Source organism: Streptomyces axinellae (assembly GCF_039532135.1).
Lineage (GTDB): Bacteria > Actinomycetota > Actinomycetes > Streptomycetales > Streptomycetaceae > Streptomyces > Streptomyces axinellae.
In genome coordinates, this window is record NZ_BAAARJ010000001.1 from 330,541 (window position 1) to 345,683 (window position 15,143).

The 15,143-nt window shown below is 72.3% G+C and carries 14 protein-coding genes, 7 tRNA genes and 1 pseudogene; 13 read left to right on the top strand and 9 right to left on the bottom strand.

Annotated features, from left to right (window positions below; all coding sequences use genetic code 11):
- Window positions 1–322: 322 nt before the first annotated feature.
- Entirely contained in the window at window positions 323–1,774 is a 1,452-nt protein-coding gene (locus ABD339_RS01320) for a serine/threonine-protein kinase (protein ID WP_344561226.1), read from the bottom strand.
- Window positions 1,775–2,457: 683 nt separating this feature from the next.
- On the opposite strand from ABD339_RS01320, the gene ABD339_RS01325 reads away from it, so the two are divergent.
- The 3 genes from ABD339_RS01325 to ABD339_RS01335 all read left to right on the top strand — a co-directional run bounded on the left by ABD339_RS01325 (window position 2,458) and on the right by ABD339_RS01335 (window position 4,401).
- Window positions 2,458–2,667: a hypothetical protein gene (locus ABD339_RS01325; RefSeq protein ID WP_344561228.1), complete on the top strand. Its 210-nt coding sequence runs from the start codon at window positions 2,458–2,460 to the stop codon at window positions 2,665–2,667.
- 301 nt (window positions 2,668–2,968) lie between these two features.
- The gene (locus tag ABD339_RS01330; RefSeq protein ID WP_344561593.1) at window positions 2,969–4,108 is read left to right on the top strand and encodes a phosphotransferase; all 1,140 of its coding nucleotides are present in this window, start codon (window positions 2,969–2,971) and stop codon (window positions 4,106–4,108) included.
- Window positions 4,108–4,401, top strand: a complete 294-nt coding sequence (locus tag ABD339_RS01335) for a TFIIB-type zinc ribbon-containing protein (protein WP_344561595.1) — start codon at window positions 4,108–4,110, stop codon at window positions 4,399–4,401. Before ABD339_RS01330 ends, ABD339_RS01335 begins: the two co-directional genes overlap by 1 nt.
- 127 nt (window positions 4,402–4,528) lie before the next feature.
- On the opposite strand, the gene ABD339_RS01340 is transcribed toward ABD339_RS01335, so the two are convergent.
- The 5 genes from ABD339_RS01340 to ABD339_RS01360 all read right to left on the bottom strand — a co-directional run bounded on the left by ABD339_RS01340 (window position 4,529) and on the right by ABD339_RS01360 (window position 4,951).
- Window positions 4,529–4,603: transfer RNA gene (locus tag ABD339_RS01340), tRNA-Val, on the bottom strand.
- Window position 4,604: 1 nt separating this feature from the next.
- Window positions 4,605–4,676 (bottom strand) — tRNA-Val (locus tag ABD339_RS01345).
- Window positions 4,677–4,697: 21 nt separating this feature from the next.
- Window positions 4,698–4,769, bottom strand: a tRNA-Val gene (locus ABD339_RS01350).
- Window position 4,770: 1 nt separating this feature from the next.
- Window positions 4,771–4,844 (bottom strand) — tRNA-Cys (locus ABD339_RS01355).
- Window positions 4,845–4,878: 34 nt separating this feature from the next.
- Window positions 4,879–4,951 (bottom strand) — tRNA-Gly (locus tag ABD339_RS01360).
- A 124-nt stretch (window positions 4,952–5,075) separates the two neighbouring features.
- Here ABD339_RS01360 and ABD339_RS01365 point away from each other — a divergent pair.
- The 3 genes from ABD339_RS01365 (at window position 5,076) to ABD339_RS01375 (ending at window position 8,040) form a co-directional block, all read left to right on the top strand.
- On the top strand, window positions 5,076–6,167 hold the full coding sequence (locus ABD339_RS01365; RefSeq protein WP_344561230.1) for a chorismate-binding protein: 1,092 nt from the start codon (window positions 5,076–5,078) through the stop codon (window positions 6,165–6,167).
- A gap of 57 nt (window positions 6,168–6,224) precedes the next feature.
- Window positions 6,225–7,046: an aminotransferase class IV gene (locus ABD339_RS01370; protein ID WP_344561232.1), complete on the top strand. Its 822-nt coding sequence runs from the start codon at window positions 6,225–6,227 to the stop codon at window positions 7,044–7,046.
- Between the two features lie 106 nt (window positions 7,047–7,152).
- Complete coding sequence (locus ABD339_RS01375; RefSeq protein WP_344561234.1) at window positions 7,153–8,040, top strand: GNAT family N-acetyltransferase; 888 nt, start codon at window positions 7,153–7,155, stop codon at window positions 8,038–8,040.
- Window positions 8,041–8,192: 152 nt separating this feature from the next.
- Here the strand turns inward: ABD339_RS01375 and ABD339_RS01380 are convergent, their stop codons facing one another.
- Complete coding sequence (locus ABD339_RS01380) at window positions 8,193–8,708, bottom strand: DsbA family protein (RefSeq protein WP_344561236.1); 516 nt, start codon at window positions 8,706–8,708, stop codon at window positions 8,193–8,195.
- A gap of 103 nt (window positions 8,709–8,811) precedes the next feature.
- Between ABD339_RS01380 and ABD339_RS01385 the strand changes: the two genes are divergently transcribed.
- Window positions 8,812–9,315 (top strand): hypothetical protein, encoded by a 504-nt coding sequence (locus ABD339_RS01385; protein WP_344561238.1) that lies wholly within the window; start codon window positions 8,812–8,814, stop codon window positions 9,313–9,315.
- 139 nt (window positions 9,316–9,454) lie between these two features.
- Entirely contained in the window at window positions 9,455–9,652 is a 198-nt protein-coding gene (locus ABD339_RS01390; RefSeq protein WP_344561240.1) for a hypothetical protein, read from the top strand.
- Window positions 9,653–9,681: 29 nt separating this feature from the next.
- On the opposite strand, the gene ABD339_RS01395 is transcribed toward ABD339_RS01390, so the two are convergent.
- On the bottom strand, window positions 9,682–10,251 hold the full coding sequence (locus tag ABD339_RS01395; RefSeq protein ID WP_344561241.1) for a CGNR zinc finger domain-containing protein: 570 nt from the start codon (window positions 10,249–10,251) through the stop codon (window positions 9,682–9,684).
- 204 nt (window positions 10,252–10,455) lie between these two features.
- The gene (locus tag ABD339_RS01400; RefSeq protein ID WP_026005227.1) at window positions 10,456–10,869 is read right to left on the bottom strand and encodes an SsgA family sporulation/cell division regulator; all 414 of its coding nucleotides are present in this window, start codon (window positions 10,867–10,869) and stop codon (window positions 10,456–10,458) included.
- Window positions 10,870–11,069: 200 nt separating this feature from the next.
- Here ABD339_RS01400 and ABD339_RS01405 point away from each other — a divergent pair.
- The 5 genes and pseudogenes from ABD339_RS01405 to thrS all read left to right on the top strand — a co-directional run.
- Window positions 11,070–11,360, top strand: a pseudogene (locus tag ABD339_RS01405) (TIGR02611 family protein); the annotation flags it as partial.
- A 67-nt stretch (window positions 11,361–11,427) separates the two neighbouring features.
- Window positions 11,428–11,499 (top strand) — tRNA-Val (locus ABD339_RS01410).
- Between the two features lie 261 nt (window positions 11,500–11,760).
- A tRNA-Val gene (locus ABD339_RS01415) sits at window positions 11,761–11,832 on the top strand.
- 271 nt (window positions 11,833–12,103) lie between these two features.
- Window positions 12,104–13,024, top strand: coding sequence for a hypothetical protein (locus ABD339_RS01420; RefSeq protein ID WP_344561245.1), 921 nt, complete (start codon window positions 12,104–12,106; stop codon window positions 13,022–13,024).
- 115 nt (window positions 13,025–13,139) lie between these two features.
- Window positions 13,140–15,122, top strand: coding sequence for a threonine--tRNA ligase (gene thrS, locus ABD339_RS01425; protein ID WP_344561247.1), 1,983 nt, complete (start codon window positions 13,140–13,142; stop codon window positions 15,120–15,122).
- Window positions 15,123–15,143: the final 21 nt, after the last annotated feature.

Here is a 15,143-nt window from a genome sequence, read left to right on the forward strand (position 1 = left end):
ACATACACCGAATTCCGGCTGCAGTACCAGTGCCCCTCCCGGCAAGCTTTGCCCTGTCGCGCCGTCCGGCACGCACTCCCCCGAGCTCTACGAGCAGGGGGCGCCCCCAGCGGCGTTGGCCGAAAGCCCTGGTAGCTCCTTCCCCAAGCTCTCGACTCCTCCCCCGGCCTTCGGCCGGGAGGGACCCCCAGAGCAGGGGAGACCCCAATCCAGGACTTCCGGCCGCCTTGCGATCGCACGCTCCCGCACGCTCGGCTCCGCTCGCGCGCGCGGTGCCCCCACGACGACGCTCCTTGACGGGTAAACATTGCCGGTCACGGCACTAGCGTTCCTCGTCCTGCTGCGAGGCCGAAGCGGGCAGCCGCTTGAAGTGCTCGCCCATTCCCCGGGACGGACCCTCGCAGCCCTGCGCGGCGGCGATGGCGAGCGCGACCAGCAGTGTCACCGTCACGAAGACGACCAGACGCTGGCGCAGCAGCCGCCGCTTGCGGGCCGCCGGGCTCCGGCCGTTACCCGGACGCTGGGGCGCGGGGCGCTTACCGGAAGCCCGGCCACCGCCGCTCGCGCCCGTACCGTTGCCGGACTGTCTGCCGCCGCCGGTTCTTCTGCCGCCGCCGGTTCTGCTGCCCTCGCGCGGGGTCGGGGGACCGGAAGGACGACGGGAGGGTCGGTCGGTGCCCGTACGGGCACCGGTTCCCTCGTCGTAGCCGTCTTTGGCCGGACGCGGTGTGCGCGGTGTCGAGGCGCGTGGCGCGCTGGTCGTGTCCCCCAGCGCGCCGCCCCCGGCGGCCCGCTGGGTGCGTTGCCGCGCGTGCTCCCGCGTCCGGCGCTCGGCCGCCGCCCGGCTCTGCCGGACAGCGGGCGCGGGGCGCACGCCGGAGCCTGGCCGCTCCCCGGGAGCCGGGACCCAGCCGGCGCCCAGCGCCGGGAGATCACCGCTGTCCGGGAGTCCGCGCGCCTCACGCGCCGCGATCTCCTTGAGCCGCAGCGACAGCTGGAGCGTGCTCGGCCGGTCTTCGGGCGACTTCACAAGGCAGGCACGCACCAGCGGCGCGAGCGCGGCGTGCACCTCGTGCAGATGCGGCTCCTCGTGCACGACGCGGTAGAGCATGACCTCCGAACTGCCCTGCCCGAAGGGGGAGTCGGCCGTCGCCGCGTAGGCCAGCGTGGCGCCGAGCGCGAAGACGTCGGTGGCGGGCGTCACCGCCGCCCCCCGCACCTGCTCGGGGGAGAGGTAGCCGGGCGAGCCCACCGCGGTGCCCACATGGGTGAGGGTGCTCGCGCCCGTCGCCCAGGCGATGCCGAAGTCGATGATGCGCGGGCCCTTGGGGGAGAGCAGGATGTTGGACGGCTTCAGATCCCGGTGGACGACGCCCGCCTCGTGCACCGCGACCAGGCCCTCGGCCAGCGCGGCGCCGATCGAGGCGACCTGCGCGGCCGGCAGCGGACCGTCCTCGTTGACCTTGTCCTGGAGAGAGGGGCCGGGGACGTACTGGGTGGCGAACCAGGGCCGGTCGGCCTCCAGATCGGCCGCCACCAGCCGGGCCGTACAGCCGCCCCGGATGCGCCGGGCGGCCGACACCTCGCGCGCGAAGCGCGAGCGGAACTCCTGGTCCTCGGCGAGATCCGGCCGGATCACCTTCAGCGCCACCCGCTGCCCGCGCCGGTCCGAGCCGAGATACACGACGCCCATGCCGCCGGCCCCCAGGCGCCGGTGGAGCCTGAACGAGCCGACGACTCGCGGGTCCTCGCGCCGGAGCCGCATCATCGCCATGTTCGTTCCCCTACCTCCGGTGTCCGGTGGAGGATGAACCCCACCCCGCGGACCGGTCCGTCTGACGACCACAGCTTACGGACTGCCCTCGCATGGCGACGATAGGCCGCGCACGCGGCGCCAGACGGAATGTCAGCGCCCGGTGGAAGACCCCAAGTCGGCTCGGCGCGCCCGATCACGCGCCCCCGCGCCCCCCGCCCGCCGGACCCAAGGCCCGGCGGCAGCGCGGAGTTTGACGGGGTGACGGGTCCGGCCGGGGAAGAGCCTCCGGCGGGCCCGCCGCTCCCCTCGTACCCGGGAGCGGACCGCCACCGGAGGCGCTTTCCGAAGTGAGCGATGTCACCCGGAAACCCTGCCCCGCGGCAGTCGGCGGGGGCGCCTCGGCCGGTGTGCGCCCTGCCCCGGCCCGGGTGTCCCGGCCGCTCGCTGACCTGCGGCGGGGTCCTCGTCCCCGGGTCTTCCCCGGTACCCCCTGGGGGAAGACCCGGGGAAGGAGGAATCCGCCTCCACCCTGGGGAGTAGCCGACGCCGTGTCACGTCATCCTGGGGGAGGCCCAAGAGCCGGTACGCGGGCATGACGCAGGGGCGCGCGCCGGTCCCTAATGTTGTGGTCAAGCGGCGGGCGCAGCACTCGTCCCCCGAGGTCAGACGTCCGCCGCCCCAGACCACGACAGGAGCGGATCATGGCGCACACCGCAGGGCGCACGTCGCCCGGAGGACAGGGAGAGCCGGCGGCCCTGGCCGCCCCCGGCACCCGTCCGGGCGGGCGTCGGCATCCTCTGGTGGCAGCCGCGATGGTGCTGCCGCTGGCCCTCCTGCTCGGCTTCATCACAGGCTGGGGCCAGATGGTGGCCGCACAAGCGTCGTCCGTGGCCGGAATGCTGGGGTCCTGAGCGGACCTCGGGCCCGGTGGAGCGGACCGGGTCGGGGACTTCCGGCTGATTACCCCGTGGGGACGGGGGTGCGGCGGACGGCACGAGGCCCGGGTAGCTGGGGAGCTGCCCGGGCCCTCGCGCATCCGCGCCCCGAGTTCGAATCCGCCCCGGTCCGGGCCCCGAACCGGCCGTCCGCCGGCTCCGCGCCGTGCGGCGTACGCTCCCGGGGTGGCGGTCCGGCCGTGCGTCCGCCGTCTTCGCCGCGACCCCCGGAGCACCCGTGTCCCCTCGCCCTTCTCCCGCCGATCGCGCGCTTCTCCTGCGGAAGCTGGCGGAGTGCGCCGGTGCGGGGGAGGGTGACGAGAGCGCGGAGGTGCTCGCCGAGCGGGGCGACGTGTGTGTCCTGCGCGTGGGCGACGTGGTGGCCAAGGCACACGAGCCGCAGGCATCGCCCGAGGACCTGCGCCCCCGCATGGCGGTCGCCGCTCATCCGGCCTACCGCGGAATCCTGCTGCCGCCCGAGGGCGGACGGGGCCCGGTGCCACTGGCCGTCGGCGGCAGGCTCGCCAGCCTGTGGGGGTACGGGGCACCGGTGGACCCTGAGAACCCGGCCGCCGCGCCCTGGGAGGCGGCCGGCGCACTGCTGGCGCGGCTGCACGCGGCGCCCGCCCCCGCCGCACTGCCGCCGATGCGCGGTCCGGGCAAGGCGGCACGGGCCCTCGCGCGGATGCGGGCCGCGACCCCCGCGAGCGCGGCGCACACACACCGGGCGGCGGCCGAAGCCGTGGAGCGCGCCTGGCGGACGTTGCCCGGCTGGTGCCGGGGGGAGTCCCCACCGCCGCGCGCCACCGCCGTGTGCCACGGGGACTTCCACCTCGGACAACTCGTCAGGCACCCCGCGCCCCACGGCCCCTGGCTCCTCATCGACGTCGATGACCTCGGCCTCGGCGATCCGGCGTGGGACCTGGCCCGGCCCGCCTGCTGGTACGCGACGGGCCTCCTCGCCCCCGCCGAGTGGGAGCGATTCCTCGGCGCCTACGAAGCCACCCGTCACGCCCTGGCCCACCGCGGCAACGGCATTCGGAGCGTCCGGGAGCACGCCCCCGCTCCACGGCCCGGGCGGGATTCCGCTGCCGGGCCGGATACCTGGCCGGGCGGCGACGGCGATCTCTGGGCGTATCTCGACGCCCCCGCCCGTGCGTTGACGGTGCAGACCGCCGCACTCGCCGTCGCCAAGGCCCGCACCGGGGCGCGGGCCTTGGACGAGGCCGAACAGGCGTGTATCGGCGCGTGTTTCCGCATCGCCTCACTCGGCACCCCGGCCACAGCCCGGGCGGCAACCGGACCGGCTGCCGCGCCCGAACTCCCCCCGCGCCAGGGGCCGTACTCTGGTGCGGCAGCACAACGACCGGGCGCCGGGGAGGCCGGGGGACCGGTGGAGAGAGGAAGCCGACAATGATGCAGTGTCCGAAGTGCGGTGCGCCCATGCACACCTACAACCGCAACGGCGTACAGATAGAGCAGTGCTCCGGCTGCCGGGGGATCTTCCTCGACTACGGCGAGTTGGAGTCCATCACGCGGCTGGAATCCCAGTGGTCGCAGCCCGCGCCCCCGCCACCCGGCGGCCCGCAGTCCTACCCCGCCGGACCGGCCTGGGGCGCCCCCCACCAGGGTTCGCACGGCGGCCATCACGGACACCATGGCCACCACGGTCACAACAGGGGCTTCGGGCGGATGCTCTTCTCCTCCTGAGCCCCCTGGCGGCAATTGCGGCCCACCACTGGGCGGGCCACCATCTGGGAGGCCCGCCCGGAGCGCCGGCCATCGAGACCACCGAGACATGAGAAGGGCCCCGGTCACATGACCGGGGCCCGCTCGCTGGTGGACGATACTGGGATTGAACCAGTGACCTCTTCCGTGTCAGGGAAGCGCTCTCCCGCTGAGCTAATCGTCCGTGCGCGGTACTGGGATTGAACCAGTGACCTCTTCCGTGTCAGGGAAGCGCTCTCCCGCTGAGCTAACCGCGCGTGAGGCCCCGAGGGGCCCGGTGGACGATACTGGGATTGAACCAGTGACCTCTTCCGTGTCAGGGAAGCGCTCTCCCGCTGAGCTAATCGTCCTTGGAGGTGGAGACGGGATTTGAACCCGTGTAGACGGCTTTGCAGGCCGTTGCCTCGCCTCTCGGCCACTCCACCAGGCAATGGGGGTTCGGGAAGATCCCCCATGTCGAGCGGACGACCAGGTTCGAACTGGCGACCTCAACCTTGGCAAGGTTGCGCTCTACCAACTGAGCTACGTCCGCAGATGCCGTGCTCCGGTCCGCTTCCGCGACCCGGCGACGTGTTGAACTTTAGCGGATTCCCCGGCCAGCTCAAATTCCGTTTGCGCAGCGTGGCCGCCCCGAGGCCCCCCATAGACTCGCCGGCGTGCCCGATCTGACCCCGCTCGCCCGCTTCGGTGGACGCCTGGCCACCGACCTTCGCGATGTCACCAGCGACCCCGAGGCCCTCGACTCCACAGGCTGGTGGGCCGTCGTCGCCGGCTTCGAGGGAGGTTTGCGCTGTGCCCGCTTCGGCGACGTACGCGCGGCTCCGCCCCCCGCGCCCCTGCCCGGACGCTGGCGCGGACCCGACGCCGGGGCCTGGACCAGCTCCCTGGACCGCGCCGCGTACACCGAGGGTGTGCGCCGCATACGCACAGCCATCGCCGCGGGTGACGTCTACCAGGCCAACCTCTGCCGCGTCCTGAGCGCGCCCCTGCCCGACCCCTCGCCCACCGCCGCCGACATCGACCAGCTCACCGCCCGTCTCGCGCACGGCAATCCGGCCCCCTACGCGGGCACCGTCCGGCTCCCCGCCCATGGCATCGAGATCGCCACGGCCTCGCCCGAGCTGTATCTGCGCCGCGACGGTCGCGCCGTCGAGTCGGGCCCCATCAAGGGCACGGGACGCACCCGGGCCGACCTTCAGGAGAAAGATCACGCGGAGAACGTGATGATCACCGACCTGGTGCGCAACGACCTCGGCCGCGTCTGCGCCGTCGGCTCCATCACGGTCCCCGCCCTGTGCACCGTGGAGCCGCACCCCGGGCTCGTCCACCTCGTCTCCACCGTGCGCGGCGAACTCACCGAAACCGACGAGCGCGGCGCCGGCTGGGCGCGGCTGCTGGCGGGCACCTTCCCGCCCGGCTCGGTCACCGGGGCGCCCAAGTCCAGCGCCCTGCGCCTGATCGAGGCGCTGGAGCCCGTGCCGCGCGGCCCCTACTGCGGAGGCGTGGGCTGGGTCGACGCGGACCGGGGGACCGGCGAGCTGGCCGTCGGCATACGGACCTTCTGGATCGACCGGGACCACGCCCGGCCACTGCTGCGCTTCGGCACCGGCGCCGGGATCACCTGGGGCTCCGACCCGGAGGGCGAGTGGCGTGAGACCGAGCTGAAGGCGTCCCGGCTGCTCGCGGTAGCGTCGGGGGAGTACGAAGCGCGCGCACCCGGCACGGACCGGCAGCCGCCTCCGCCGTGAACGGAGGCGACCGGCCGTCCCCACCGGCCCCTTATCGGCTTCTTGAGGTGAACAGCAGTGAAGATCTGGCTCGACGGCGGACTGCGGGACGCGCACAGCGCGCAGGTCTCGGTGCTCGATCATGGACTGACCGTCGGCGACGGCGTCTTCGAGACCGTCAAGACCATCCAGGGCACCGCCTTCGCCCTCACCCGGCATCTCAACAGGCTCGCCGCCTCCGCGCGCGGCCTGGGCCTGCCCGAGCCCGACCTGGACGAGGTGCGCCGCGCCTGCTCGGCCGTCACCGCCGCCGGCCCGGTGCCGCGCGGACGGCTGCGGATCACCTACACCGGGGGGCTCTCCCCTCTCGGCTCCGACCGGGGCGAGGCCGCGCCCACCCTCGTCGTCGCCCATGACGAGGCCGCCGCACGGCGTGAGAGCACCGCCGTCATCACCGTTCCCTGGACCCGCAACGAGCGCGGCGCGCTGGCCGGACTCAAGACGACCTCCTACGCGGAGAACGTGGTCGCCCTCGCCCGGGCCCGTCAACAGGCCGCCACCGAGGCCCTGTTCGCCAACACCCACGGACAGCTGTGCGAGGGCACCGGCTCCAACGTCTTCGTCGTCCTCGACGGCGAACTGCACACCCCGCCGCTCGCCTCCGGGTGCCTCGCCGGCATCACCCGCGCGCTGACCGCGGAATGGACCGGGGCGAAGGAGACCGAGCTGTCGATGGACGTACTGGAGCGCGCCGAGGAGATCTTCCTGACCTCCACCCTGCGCGACGTACAGGCCGTCGCCCGCCTCGACGGCCGCACACTGCCCGCGGCGCCCGGACCGGTCACCGCCAAGGCCATGCGCGTCTTCGAGGAGCGCTCGGCCGCCGACATCGACCCGTGACCCGTCACCCCGCCCCCGGCCCGATCGGCGATTCGCCGAGCGGGAGCGCCCCGGGCCCGGGACAAGGAAGGTGACGCGGGCTCCGGGGGCGGGGTAGAACCACTCCGTGACCACCACCTTGCGCCCGGCCGGACCCGCGAGCCGCACCGCCGACGGCAGACGCTCGCGGGAGTACGAGATCCGCGTCAACTCCCGCCCTGTGGGCGCCGTACGCCTCCTCGGTCCGGCCGAAGGCGGTGCGTCGGCCACCGGGCGGATAGGGGAGCTGCGCGTCGAGCCCGGGGAGCGGCGCCGGGGGAGGGGCACCGTGGCCGCGCTGGCGGCCGAGGAGGTGCTGCGCGACTGGGGCTGCGCCCGCGTCGAGGCGTCCGTCCCGCTCGGCGGCGGGGACCTCGCCCCCGGCGAGGAGGAGACCGCCCACGCGGGCCCGCACCTGCTGGCCTCGCTCGGGTACCGCGAGCGCAGCCGTCACATGGTCAAGGAGCTGGGGGAGCGGCCCGCACTCCCCGAGTCCACCGCGGTCCGCACGCTGAGGGCGGGGGAGTTCGACGCGTGGTGGGACGCGGGCATCGGACGCTTCATCGACGGACTGGCCGGCCGGGGCTTCACCCGCGAAGAGGCCGTCGCCCGGGGCGAGGCCGCCCGCGCCGCCCGGCTCCCGGACGGCGCGGCGAGCGAGGGGGTCGCGCTGCGCGTCCTCACCCACTCCGGAGCCGGCACCGAAGCGGCCGATGTGGGCTCGCTGTGGCTCGGCTTCCGGGGGCTGCCGCGCCCCGATGCCGAGGCGTGGGTCTTCGACGTCGAGGTGGCCGAGGAGCGGCGCGGTGAGGGCCACGGGCGTGCCCTGATGCTGGTGGCCGAGCGAGAGTGCCTGGCGGCGGGGCTGCGGCTGCTGGGCCTGAAGGTCCGCACCGACAACCCCCGCGCCGAGCGGCTTTGCACGTCGCTGGGGTACCGCACCGTGGAGCGCCACTACGACAAGGCTCTGATGTGAGCCCTGGGCCGCTGGAAGCCGCGGGAGGGCCCGGGGCGCTGTGAGTGCCCGTGCGCGCACCGGGAGTATCCGTGTGCGCCGCCGGGGGTGCCGCGAGCGCTCGGGTCCCGCTCACCGCACCGTTCTCAGCGGCAGTGACAGGCCGCCGCTTCTCAGCGGCCGAGCAGCCGGTCGGCGATCTCCTCGATCCGCTCCCGCAACCCCTCCTGGCTCTTGCCGCCGTCCAGCCGCTCGCCGCCGATGACATAGGTCGGAGTGCCCGCCACCCCGATCGCCTTGCCCTCCGCCTGGTCGGCGTCCACCGCCAGCAGGTGCCGGCCGTCGATGAGCGCCGTCTCGAACTCCTCGGCGTCCAGGCCGAGTTCGCCCGCGACATCGAGCAACAGCGCCTCGCCCCGCTCGCCCAGCTCATCGGTGCGCGCGAGCACGGCCTCCGCGTAGGCGTCGGCCCGGCCCTGCGCATACGCCTCTTCGTACGCCTGCGCCGCCGAGTAGGCGTACTTGTGCTTGGCCAGCGGGAAGTGCCGCAACCGGATCTCCAGCACGTCCCCGTACCGCTCCCGCAGGGCACGCAGGTCGGACTGGGCGCGGTGACAGTCGGGGCACTGCAGTTCGCACCACACGTCAAGGGCGGTACCGGCGGGGCCGGCGGCGGTGGGTTCGTCCATGGCGCCAGTCTCTCAGTCCTGAGAACGGCATCCGACCCGGAGATGTCCCTGAACCGAAGCCCGGCCATGGCCCGGATCGCCCGAACGGTGACAGGATGGAGCAATGCTCACCACGACCGTCTGCGCCGCGCTCTCCGCCGCCGGCCTCGCCGTGGCCTTTCTGACGGCCTGGCGCCGCCGCTTCGTCGCCGCGACGCGTATCGCGGCCTTCTCGCTGGTGCCCGTCGGGCTCGCGATGTCAGGGCTGGCGGGTCTCGGCGGCAAGATCGGCAAGGCGTTCGGCACCTGGGCGGGCGACCTGGTGCTGAAGCCCACCGTGTGGGCCGGATTCGGGGTGCTGGCCTGTGCCGTACTCCTCTACGTCATCGCCCGCGCGGCCGGCGGCAGGGCCTCGGCGGGTGACGGCCGCAAGGAGCGCCGCGCGGCGGCCCGCGCCGAGCGCTCCCGAGCCAAGGAGCCCGCCAGCGCGGCGCCGTCCCTGACCCCGGGCACCGCCGTCGCGAGGACACCGGCCCCCGGATCCGGGAAGCCGACGGCCAAGCAGCCCGCCTCCGGTGGCGACGACTTCTCCGACATCGAGGCGATCCTCAAGAAGCACGGCATCTGAGAGCGACCGCCTGCCCCAGTGGACGGGTTGGACGCCTAGCATGCCGGATGCCCCTATGGTGGCATTTTTCCCGAACTAGACGTCAAACAGGGCACGCTGCACGCGGGGACGCGGCCGTCTGCGACATGATCCCGGCGAGATGGACACCACGCCGAACTCCGCGATCGAGCTCGACGAGCCGCAGCGCACAGCACCCGCGCCCCCCGCAACCGAGCCCCCGCTCACCGAACCCAAGGGGTGCCTGTACGCGCTCTCCCAACCTCCGTTGATGCTCTTCCTCGCCGTGATCGCCCTGCTGCTCGCCATCACCGGCGCCCACGACCTGATCTTCCTCTGACCCCCTGCGCTGACCCCGTCCGCGGGGCCTCAGCTCTGGCCCGCGTCCGCCGACTCCCGCCGCCGCGCCCGGTAGGCCGCGACATGCAGTCTGTTTCCGCAGGTCCGGCTGTCGCAGTACCGGCGGGAGCGGTTGCGGGACAGATCGACGAAGGCGCGGCGACAGCCGGGCGCCTCGCACCGGCGCAGCCGGTCGCGCTCCCCGGACACGAGGAAGAAGGACAGCGCCATTCCGCCGTCCGCCGCCAGATGCTGGGCGACCGAGGCGCCGGGAGCGAAGTAGTGGACATGCCAGTCGTAGCCGTCATGGTCGGTGAGCTGGGGTGTCGTGCCGGCCTCCGCGACCAGCTCGTTGATCAGCTCCGCCGCGGTCCGGGTGTCGGGGGCCTCGAAGACCCGCGCGAAGCGCTCCCGTACGGCGCGTACGGCCCGCAGGTCGGCATCGGTGAGGGTCCCCACACCGCTGACCTGGTTCCGCTCGACGAAGGAGCGCAGATCCGCCACAGTGGCCAACGCGTCCGGGGTCTCCCCGTCCGCCACGGTGTTCAGCAGGTCGACCGACTGGCCGAGCGCGCCCCGGGTGTCGTGGTTGATCTGCACGGGCAGCTCCTGCGCGTCGGGAACATCCTCCGGCTTGATGCGGCAAGAGCCTAGCCCGTTCCCTGACACAGCGACGCCGCCGCCGCGTACGAGTACGCGGCGGCGGCGTCGCTGTGTGCCGTACACGGGGTGGTGCGGCGGGCACACGCCTGCCGGGCCCCGCAACCGTCGCCCCGAGTCGGACGGCTGCGGTGACCGGCGGTCTCAGCTCTCGGCGAGGATGTGCGAGAGCTCGGTGTCGAGGTCGAAGTGACGGTGCTCGGTGCCGGGCGGCACGGCCGCGTCGGTCCGCTTGAGGAAGGATTCCAGCGCCCGCGCGGGGGCTTCGAGCAGTGCCTCGCCCTCTGGGGAGCTGAGGGCGATACAGGCCACGGACTGGCCGTGACTGCGGGAGGGCCAGACCCGTACGTCACCGGTGCCCGTGGGCCGGTGCAGGCCCTCGGCCAGGAGGTCGCGGGCGAAGACCCACTCGACGGTCTCCTCCGCGCCGGTATGGAAGGTGGCGTGCACGGCGTAGGGATCCGCCGTGTCATACCGCAGGCCCGCGGGTACAGGCAGTGAGGACTCGCTCGAAACAACGAGGCGCAGGTGCAGCTCACAGCTCACCGTTGTGTTCATAAGCGCCAGGGCCTTTCGCTCAGTGTGCGCTCGGGGGTTCGCACGTCGGCGCAATCGACATGCCACCTACGCGCCGGTTGTAAACCCCTCTGACCGTTTTGTGCGGAATCAGGTCCTTCATATGGCTCCCGGATGGTTTGCACCATGCGGCCATTCCAGTGATCCGCCGTAACCGAAAAGGGTCAGGTACCTTGGCCTTTATGAGTGCGGAGAGTGACGAAAAGCCGCTTGGGTCACGCGCGCCGAGCTTCATCCAGGCGTCGCGTCCGCTGCACGTGAGCTGGCGCGCCGGAATCTTCGTGGTGGGCCTGGCCGTCGTGGTCGCCGGGGTCATCATGCTGCCCCTGCCGGGCCCGGGTTGGCTGGTGATCTTCGGTGGGATGGCTGTGTGGGCCACCGAATTCATCTGGGCCCAGCACGTCCTGCGCTGGACCAGGCGCAAGGTGCACGAGGGGACCGAGTGGCTGAAGGCCCGCCGTGCCGCGCGGCGAGAGCGCAAGAAGGCCCGAGGGGCGGAAAAAGCACCCGCTGACATGGGGTAATGTTGGGCCCGCCGAAGGGCGATTAGCTCAGTGGGAGAGCGCTTCGTTCACACCGAAGAGGTCACTGGTTCGAACCCAGTATCGCCCACCGCCACGATGAGGGTGAGGTCGTCCGCGAGATCCGCGGGCCGCCTCACCCTCATCGTTTTCGCATGGTGTTCTCGCACGGTCCAGTCGCTCGTGGCGGGGGTACCCGGGCGGCTCGACGACGCCCTTCGCGGTCGGCCGCGTGCGGATGGCGCGGGGCCGAGTGCGCGGTCTGCGGCCCCTGCTGGGAAGGGGTTTGGATGAAGGGTGACGCGCACTGTATGGTTCTGCACGTGCCGCACCGCAAGGGGCGGAACACCCAGGGCGATTAGCTCAGTGGGAGAGCGCTTCGTTCACACCGAAGAGGTCACTGGTTCGAACCCAGTATCGCCCACCGCCACGATGAGGGTGAGGTCGTCCGCGAGATCCGCGGGCCGCCTCACCCTCGTCGTTTTCGCATGTTGCTTTCGCGCGGTTTCACTCCGTGTTCCCCGCCCTGCGCCCTCAACTCACCGCACAGGCCGCTCCGTCCGCGCGAAGCGGCCTCTTCCGCATGCCCGGCCGACCGGCCCCGGTCAACCGCCGGGCCGCCAACCGAGCCTGTTTGGGGTGCTGTTCCCTGGTGAGGAGAAGGAAGGGACGGCCAGGAGACCGGAGACCCCCTGATGCGAGCCTGCGCCGAGGACGGCGATGAGATCCACTGGCAGCGCGAGCTGCCCGAGACCAACACCGCGGCGGCATGGCGTGCCCGGCAGAAGCTGGGTGCCGCCGCCCGCGCCATGCTGCGCGCCGGAGCCCTGGCCGCCCACGAGCGCGCCGGATACCACGGCGCCCGCCACGAGCGGCGGGCCGACGCCTACGCGGAACTGGCCCGCTTCGAGGAAGAGCGGGGCGAGGGCGCTGGCGGGCGGCTGCTGAGTGCCCGGCTCCCCGCTGCTCCGGAGACCGCGCGGCATCCCCTCGTCGCCCTCGGCAAAGCCCTGCGCGCGACCGCCGATGCCGTGCGCTCCTACCGCTCCACGGGCGCGGCCGAACACTTCGACGCCGTACGCGAATACGGCGTCTGCCAGGAGCTGACCGACTCGGTGTGCCAGTTGGTGCGCGGCACCGAAGGCGTGCGGATCACCGTGCGCTGGTCCGCCTCCGCCGGTATTCCGCGTGGCTGCCCGGCCTGGCCCGCCCCCGTCGTCTTCACCCCCGGTGACCTGTCGGCGCTGGAGCTGGCCGGACGGCACTACGCGCACGCCGAGCCCTCCGTCCCCGTCCGGGTGACGGGTGCCGTGGTGCGGCTGCGGCGTGCCGAGCCCTCCGGGCCGGGTTCTGTGCGGCTGAGGGTGCTGGCGGGGGCGGAGGTGACGCAGGTGCGGGCGCGGCTCGAAGAGGACGACTACCGCCTCGCACTGCACGCGCACCTGGCCGGGCTGCCGCTGCGGCTGAGCGGACTGCTGGAGAGCAGAGGCGGGTTCCGCAGGCTGAGCGGGGCGCACGAGGTACTGCCCGTACCCGTGCCCGAGGACGCACGGGAACGGCTGCTCAAACAGCTCCGGTACGGGCTCGACTGCTTCGACCGCGGGCTCGGCGGCTGAGCACACGGCCGTTTCGCAGAGCACACGGCCGTTTCGCGGTACGGCGCCACGGCTCGGTACGATTCGACGGCGCGGCGAGTGCCCGCGTATCCCAGGCAAGAGTCAGGAGAGACCGGTGACGGACGTCCGTGTGACCATCCAACGCGATTCCGAGCGGGAAGAGCGCGTGGTGACGACGGGCACTACGGCCGCCGCGCTCTTCGAGGGCGAGCGCTCGGTGATCGCCGTCCGGGCCGGGGGCGAGCTGAGGGACCTCGCCTACGAACCTGCCGACGGCGAGGAGATCGAGCCCGTCGAGCTGGCCAGCGACGACGGCCTGGACATCCTGCGCCACTCCACCGCGCACGTGATGGCGCAAGCCGTACAGGAGCTGTTCCCCGAGGCCAAGCTCGGCATCGGCCCGCCCATCAAGGACGGCTTCTACTACGACTTCGACGTGGCCGAGCCCTTCACCCCCGATGATCTCAAGCGCATCGAGAAGAAGATGCAGCAGATCCAGAAGCAGGGGCAGCGCTTCGCCCGCCGCGTCACCACCGACGAGGACGCGCGCGAGGAACTGGCCGACGAGCCCTACAAGCTGGAGCTGATCGGCCTCAAGGGAAGCGCGGCCGACGCCGCCGAGGGTGCCTCGGCCGAGGTCGGCGGCGGCGAACTGACCATCTACGACAACCTCGACCCCAAGAGTGGCGAGCTGTGCTGGAAGGACCTGTGCCGGGGCCCGCACCTGCCCAGCACCCGGATGATCCCGGTCTTCAAGCTGATGCGCTCGGCCGCCGCCTACTGGCGCGGGAGCGAGAAGAACCCGCAGCTCCAGCGGATCTACGGCACGGCCTGGCCCAGCAAGGACGAGCTGAAGGCACACCTGGAATTCCTCGCCGAGGCCGAGAAGCGCGACCACCGCAAGCTCGGCTCGGAGCTGGACCTCTTCTCCTTCCCCGAGGAGGTCGGCCCTGGGCTGGCGGTCTTCCACCCCAAGGGCGGTGTGGTCCGCAAGGTGATGGAGGACTACTCGCGGCGGCGGCACGAGGACGGGGGTTATGAGTTCGTGAACACCCCGCACATCTCGAAGGAGAAGCTCTTCGAAACCTCGGGACACCTGCCGAGCTACGGGGAGAACATGTTCCCTCCCCTGGAGTTCGACGAGCAGAACTACCGTCTCAAGGCGATGAACTGCCCGATGCACAACCTGATCTTCAAGGCGCGGGGGCGCAGCTATCGCGAATTGCCGTTGAGGCTGTTCGAGTTCGGGACGGTCTACCGCTATGAGAAGTCCGGCGTCGTGCACGGCCTGACCCGCTCGCGGGGCTTCACCCAGGACGACTCGCACATCTACTGCACCAAGGACCAGATGGCGGGCGAGCTGGACAACCTGCTCACCTTCGTCCTCGACCTGCTGCGTGACTACGGTCTGACCGAGTTCGAGCTGGAGCTTTCCACCCGCGACCCCGGCTCCGACAAGTTCATCGGCACGGACGAGGTGTGGGAGGAGGCCACCGAGGCGCTGCGCCAGGCGGCCGAGAAGCAGGGACTGCCGCTGGTGCCCGACCCGGGCGGTGCCGCGTTCTACGGGCCGAAGATCTCCGTGCAGGCCAAGGACGCCATCGGCCGCTCGTGGCAGATGTCCACGATCCAGGTCGACTTCAACCAGCCCGCGCGCTTCGGGTTGGAGTACACCGCCGCCGACGGCTCCCGGCAGCAGCCGGTGATGCTGCATCGCGCCCTCTTCGGCTCGATCGAGCGCTTCTTCGCGGTGCTGCTGGAGCACTACGCGGGCGCGTTCCCGGCGTGGCTGGCACCGGTACAGGCCGTCGGAATCCCGATCGGTGACGACCACGTGCCGTACCTGACGGAGTTCGCCGCCGCCGCGAAGGCCAAGGGGCTGCGGGTGGAGGTCGACTCCTCGTCGGACCGGATGCAGAAGAAGATCCGCAACGCGCAGAAGAGCAAGATCCCGTTCATGGTGATCGCGGGGGACGAGGACGTCGCGAACGGTGCCGTCTCCTTCCGCTACCGGGACGGTTCGCAGAAGAACGGGATTCCGCGGGACGAGGCGCTGAGCGAGATCGTCGAGGCCGTGGAGCGCCGCGTCCAGGTGTGACCTCTTCCCCGCCCCGGCGGG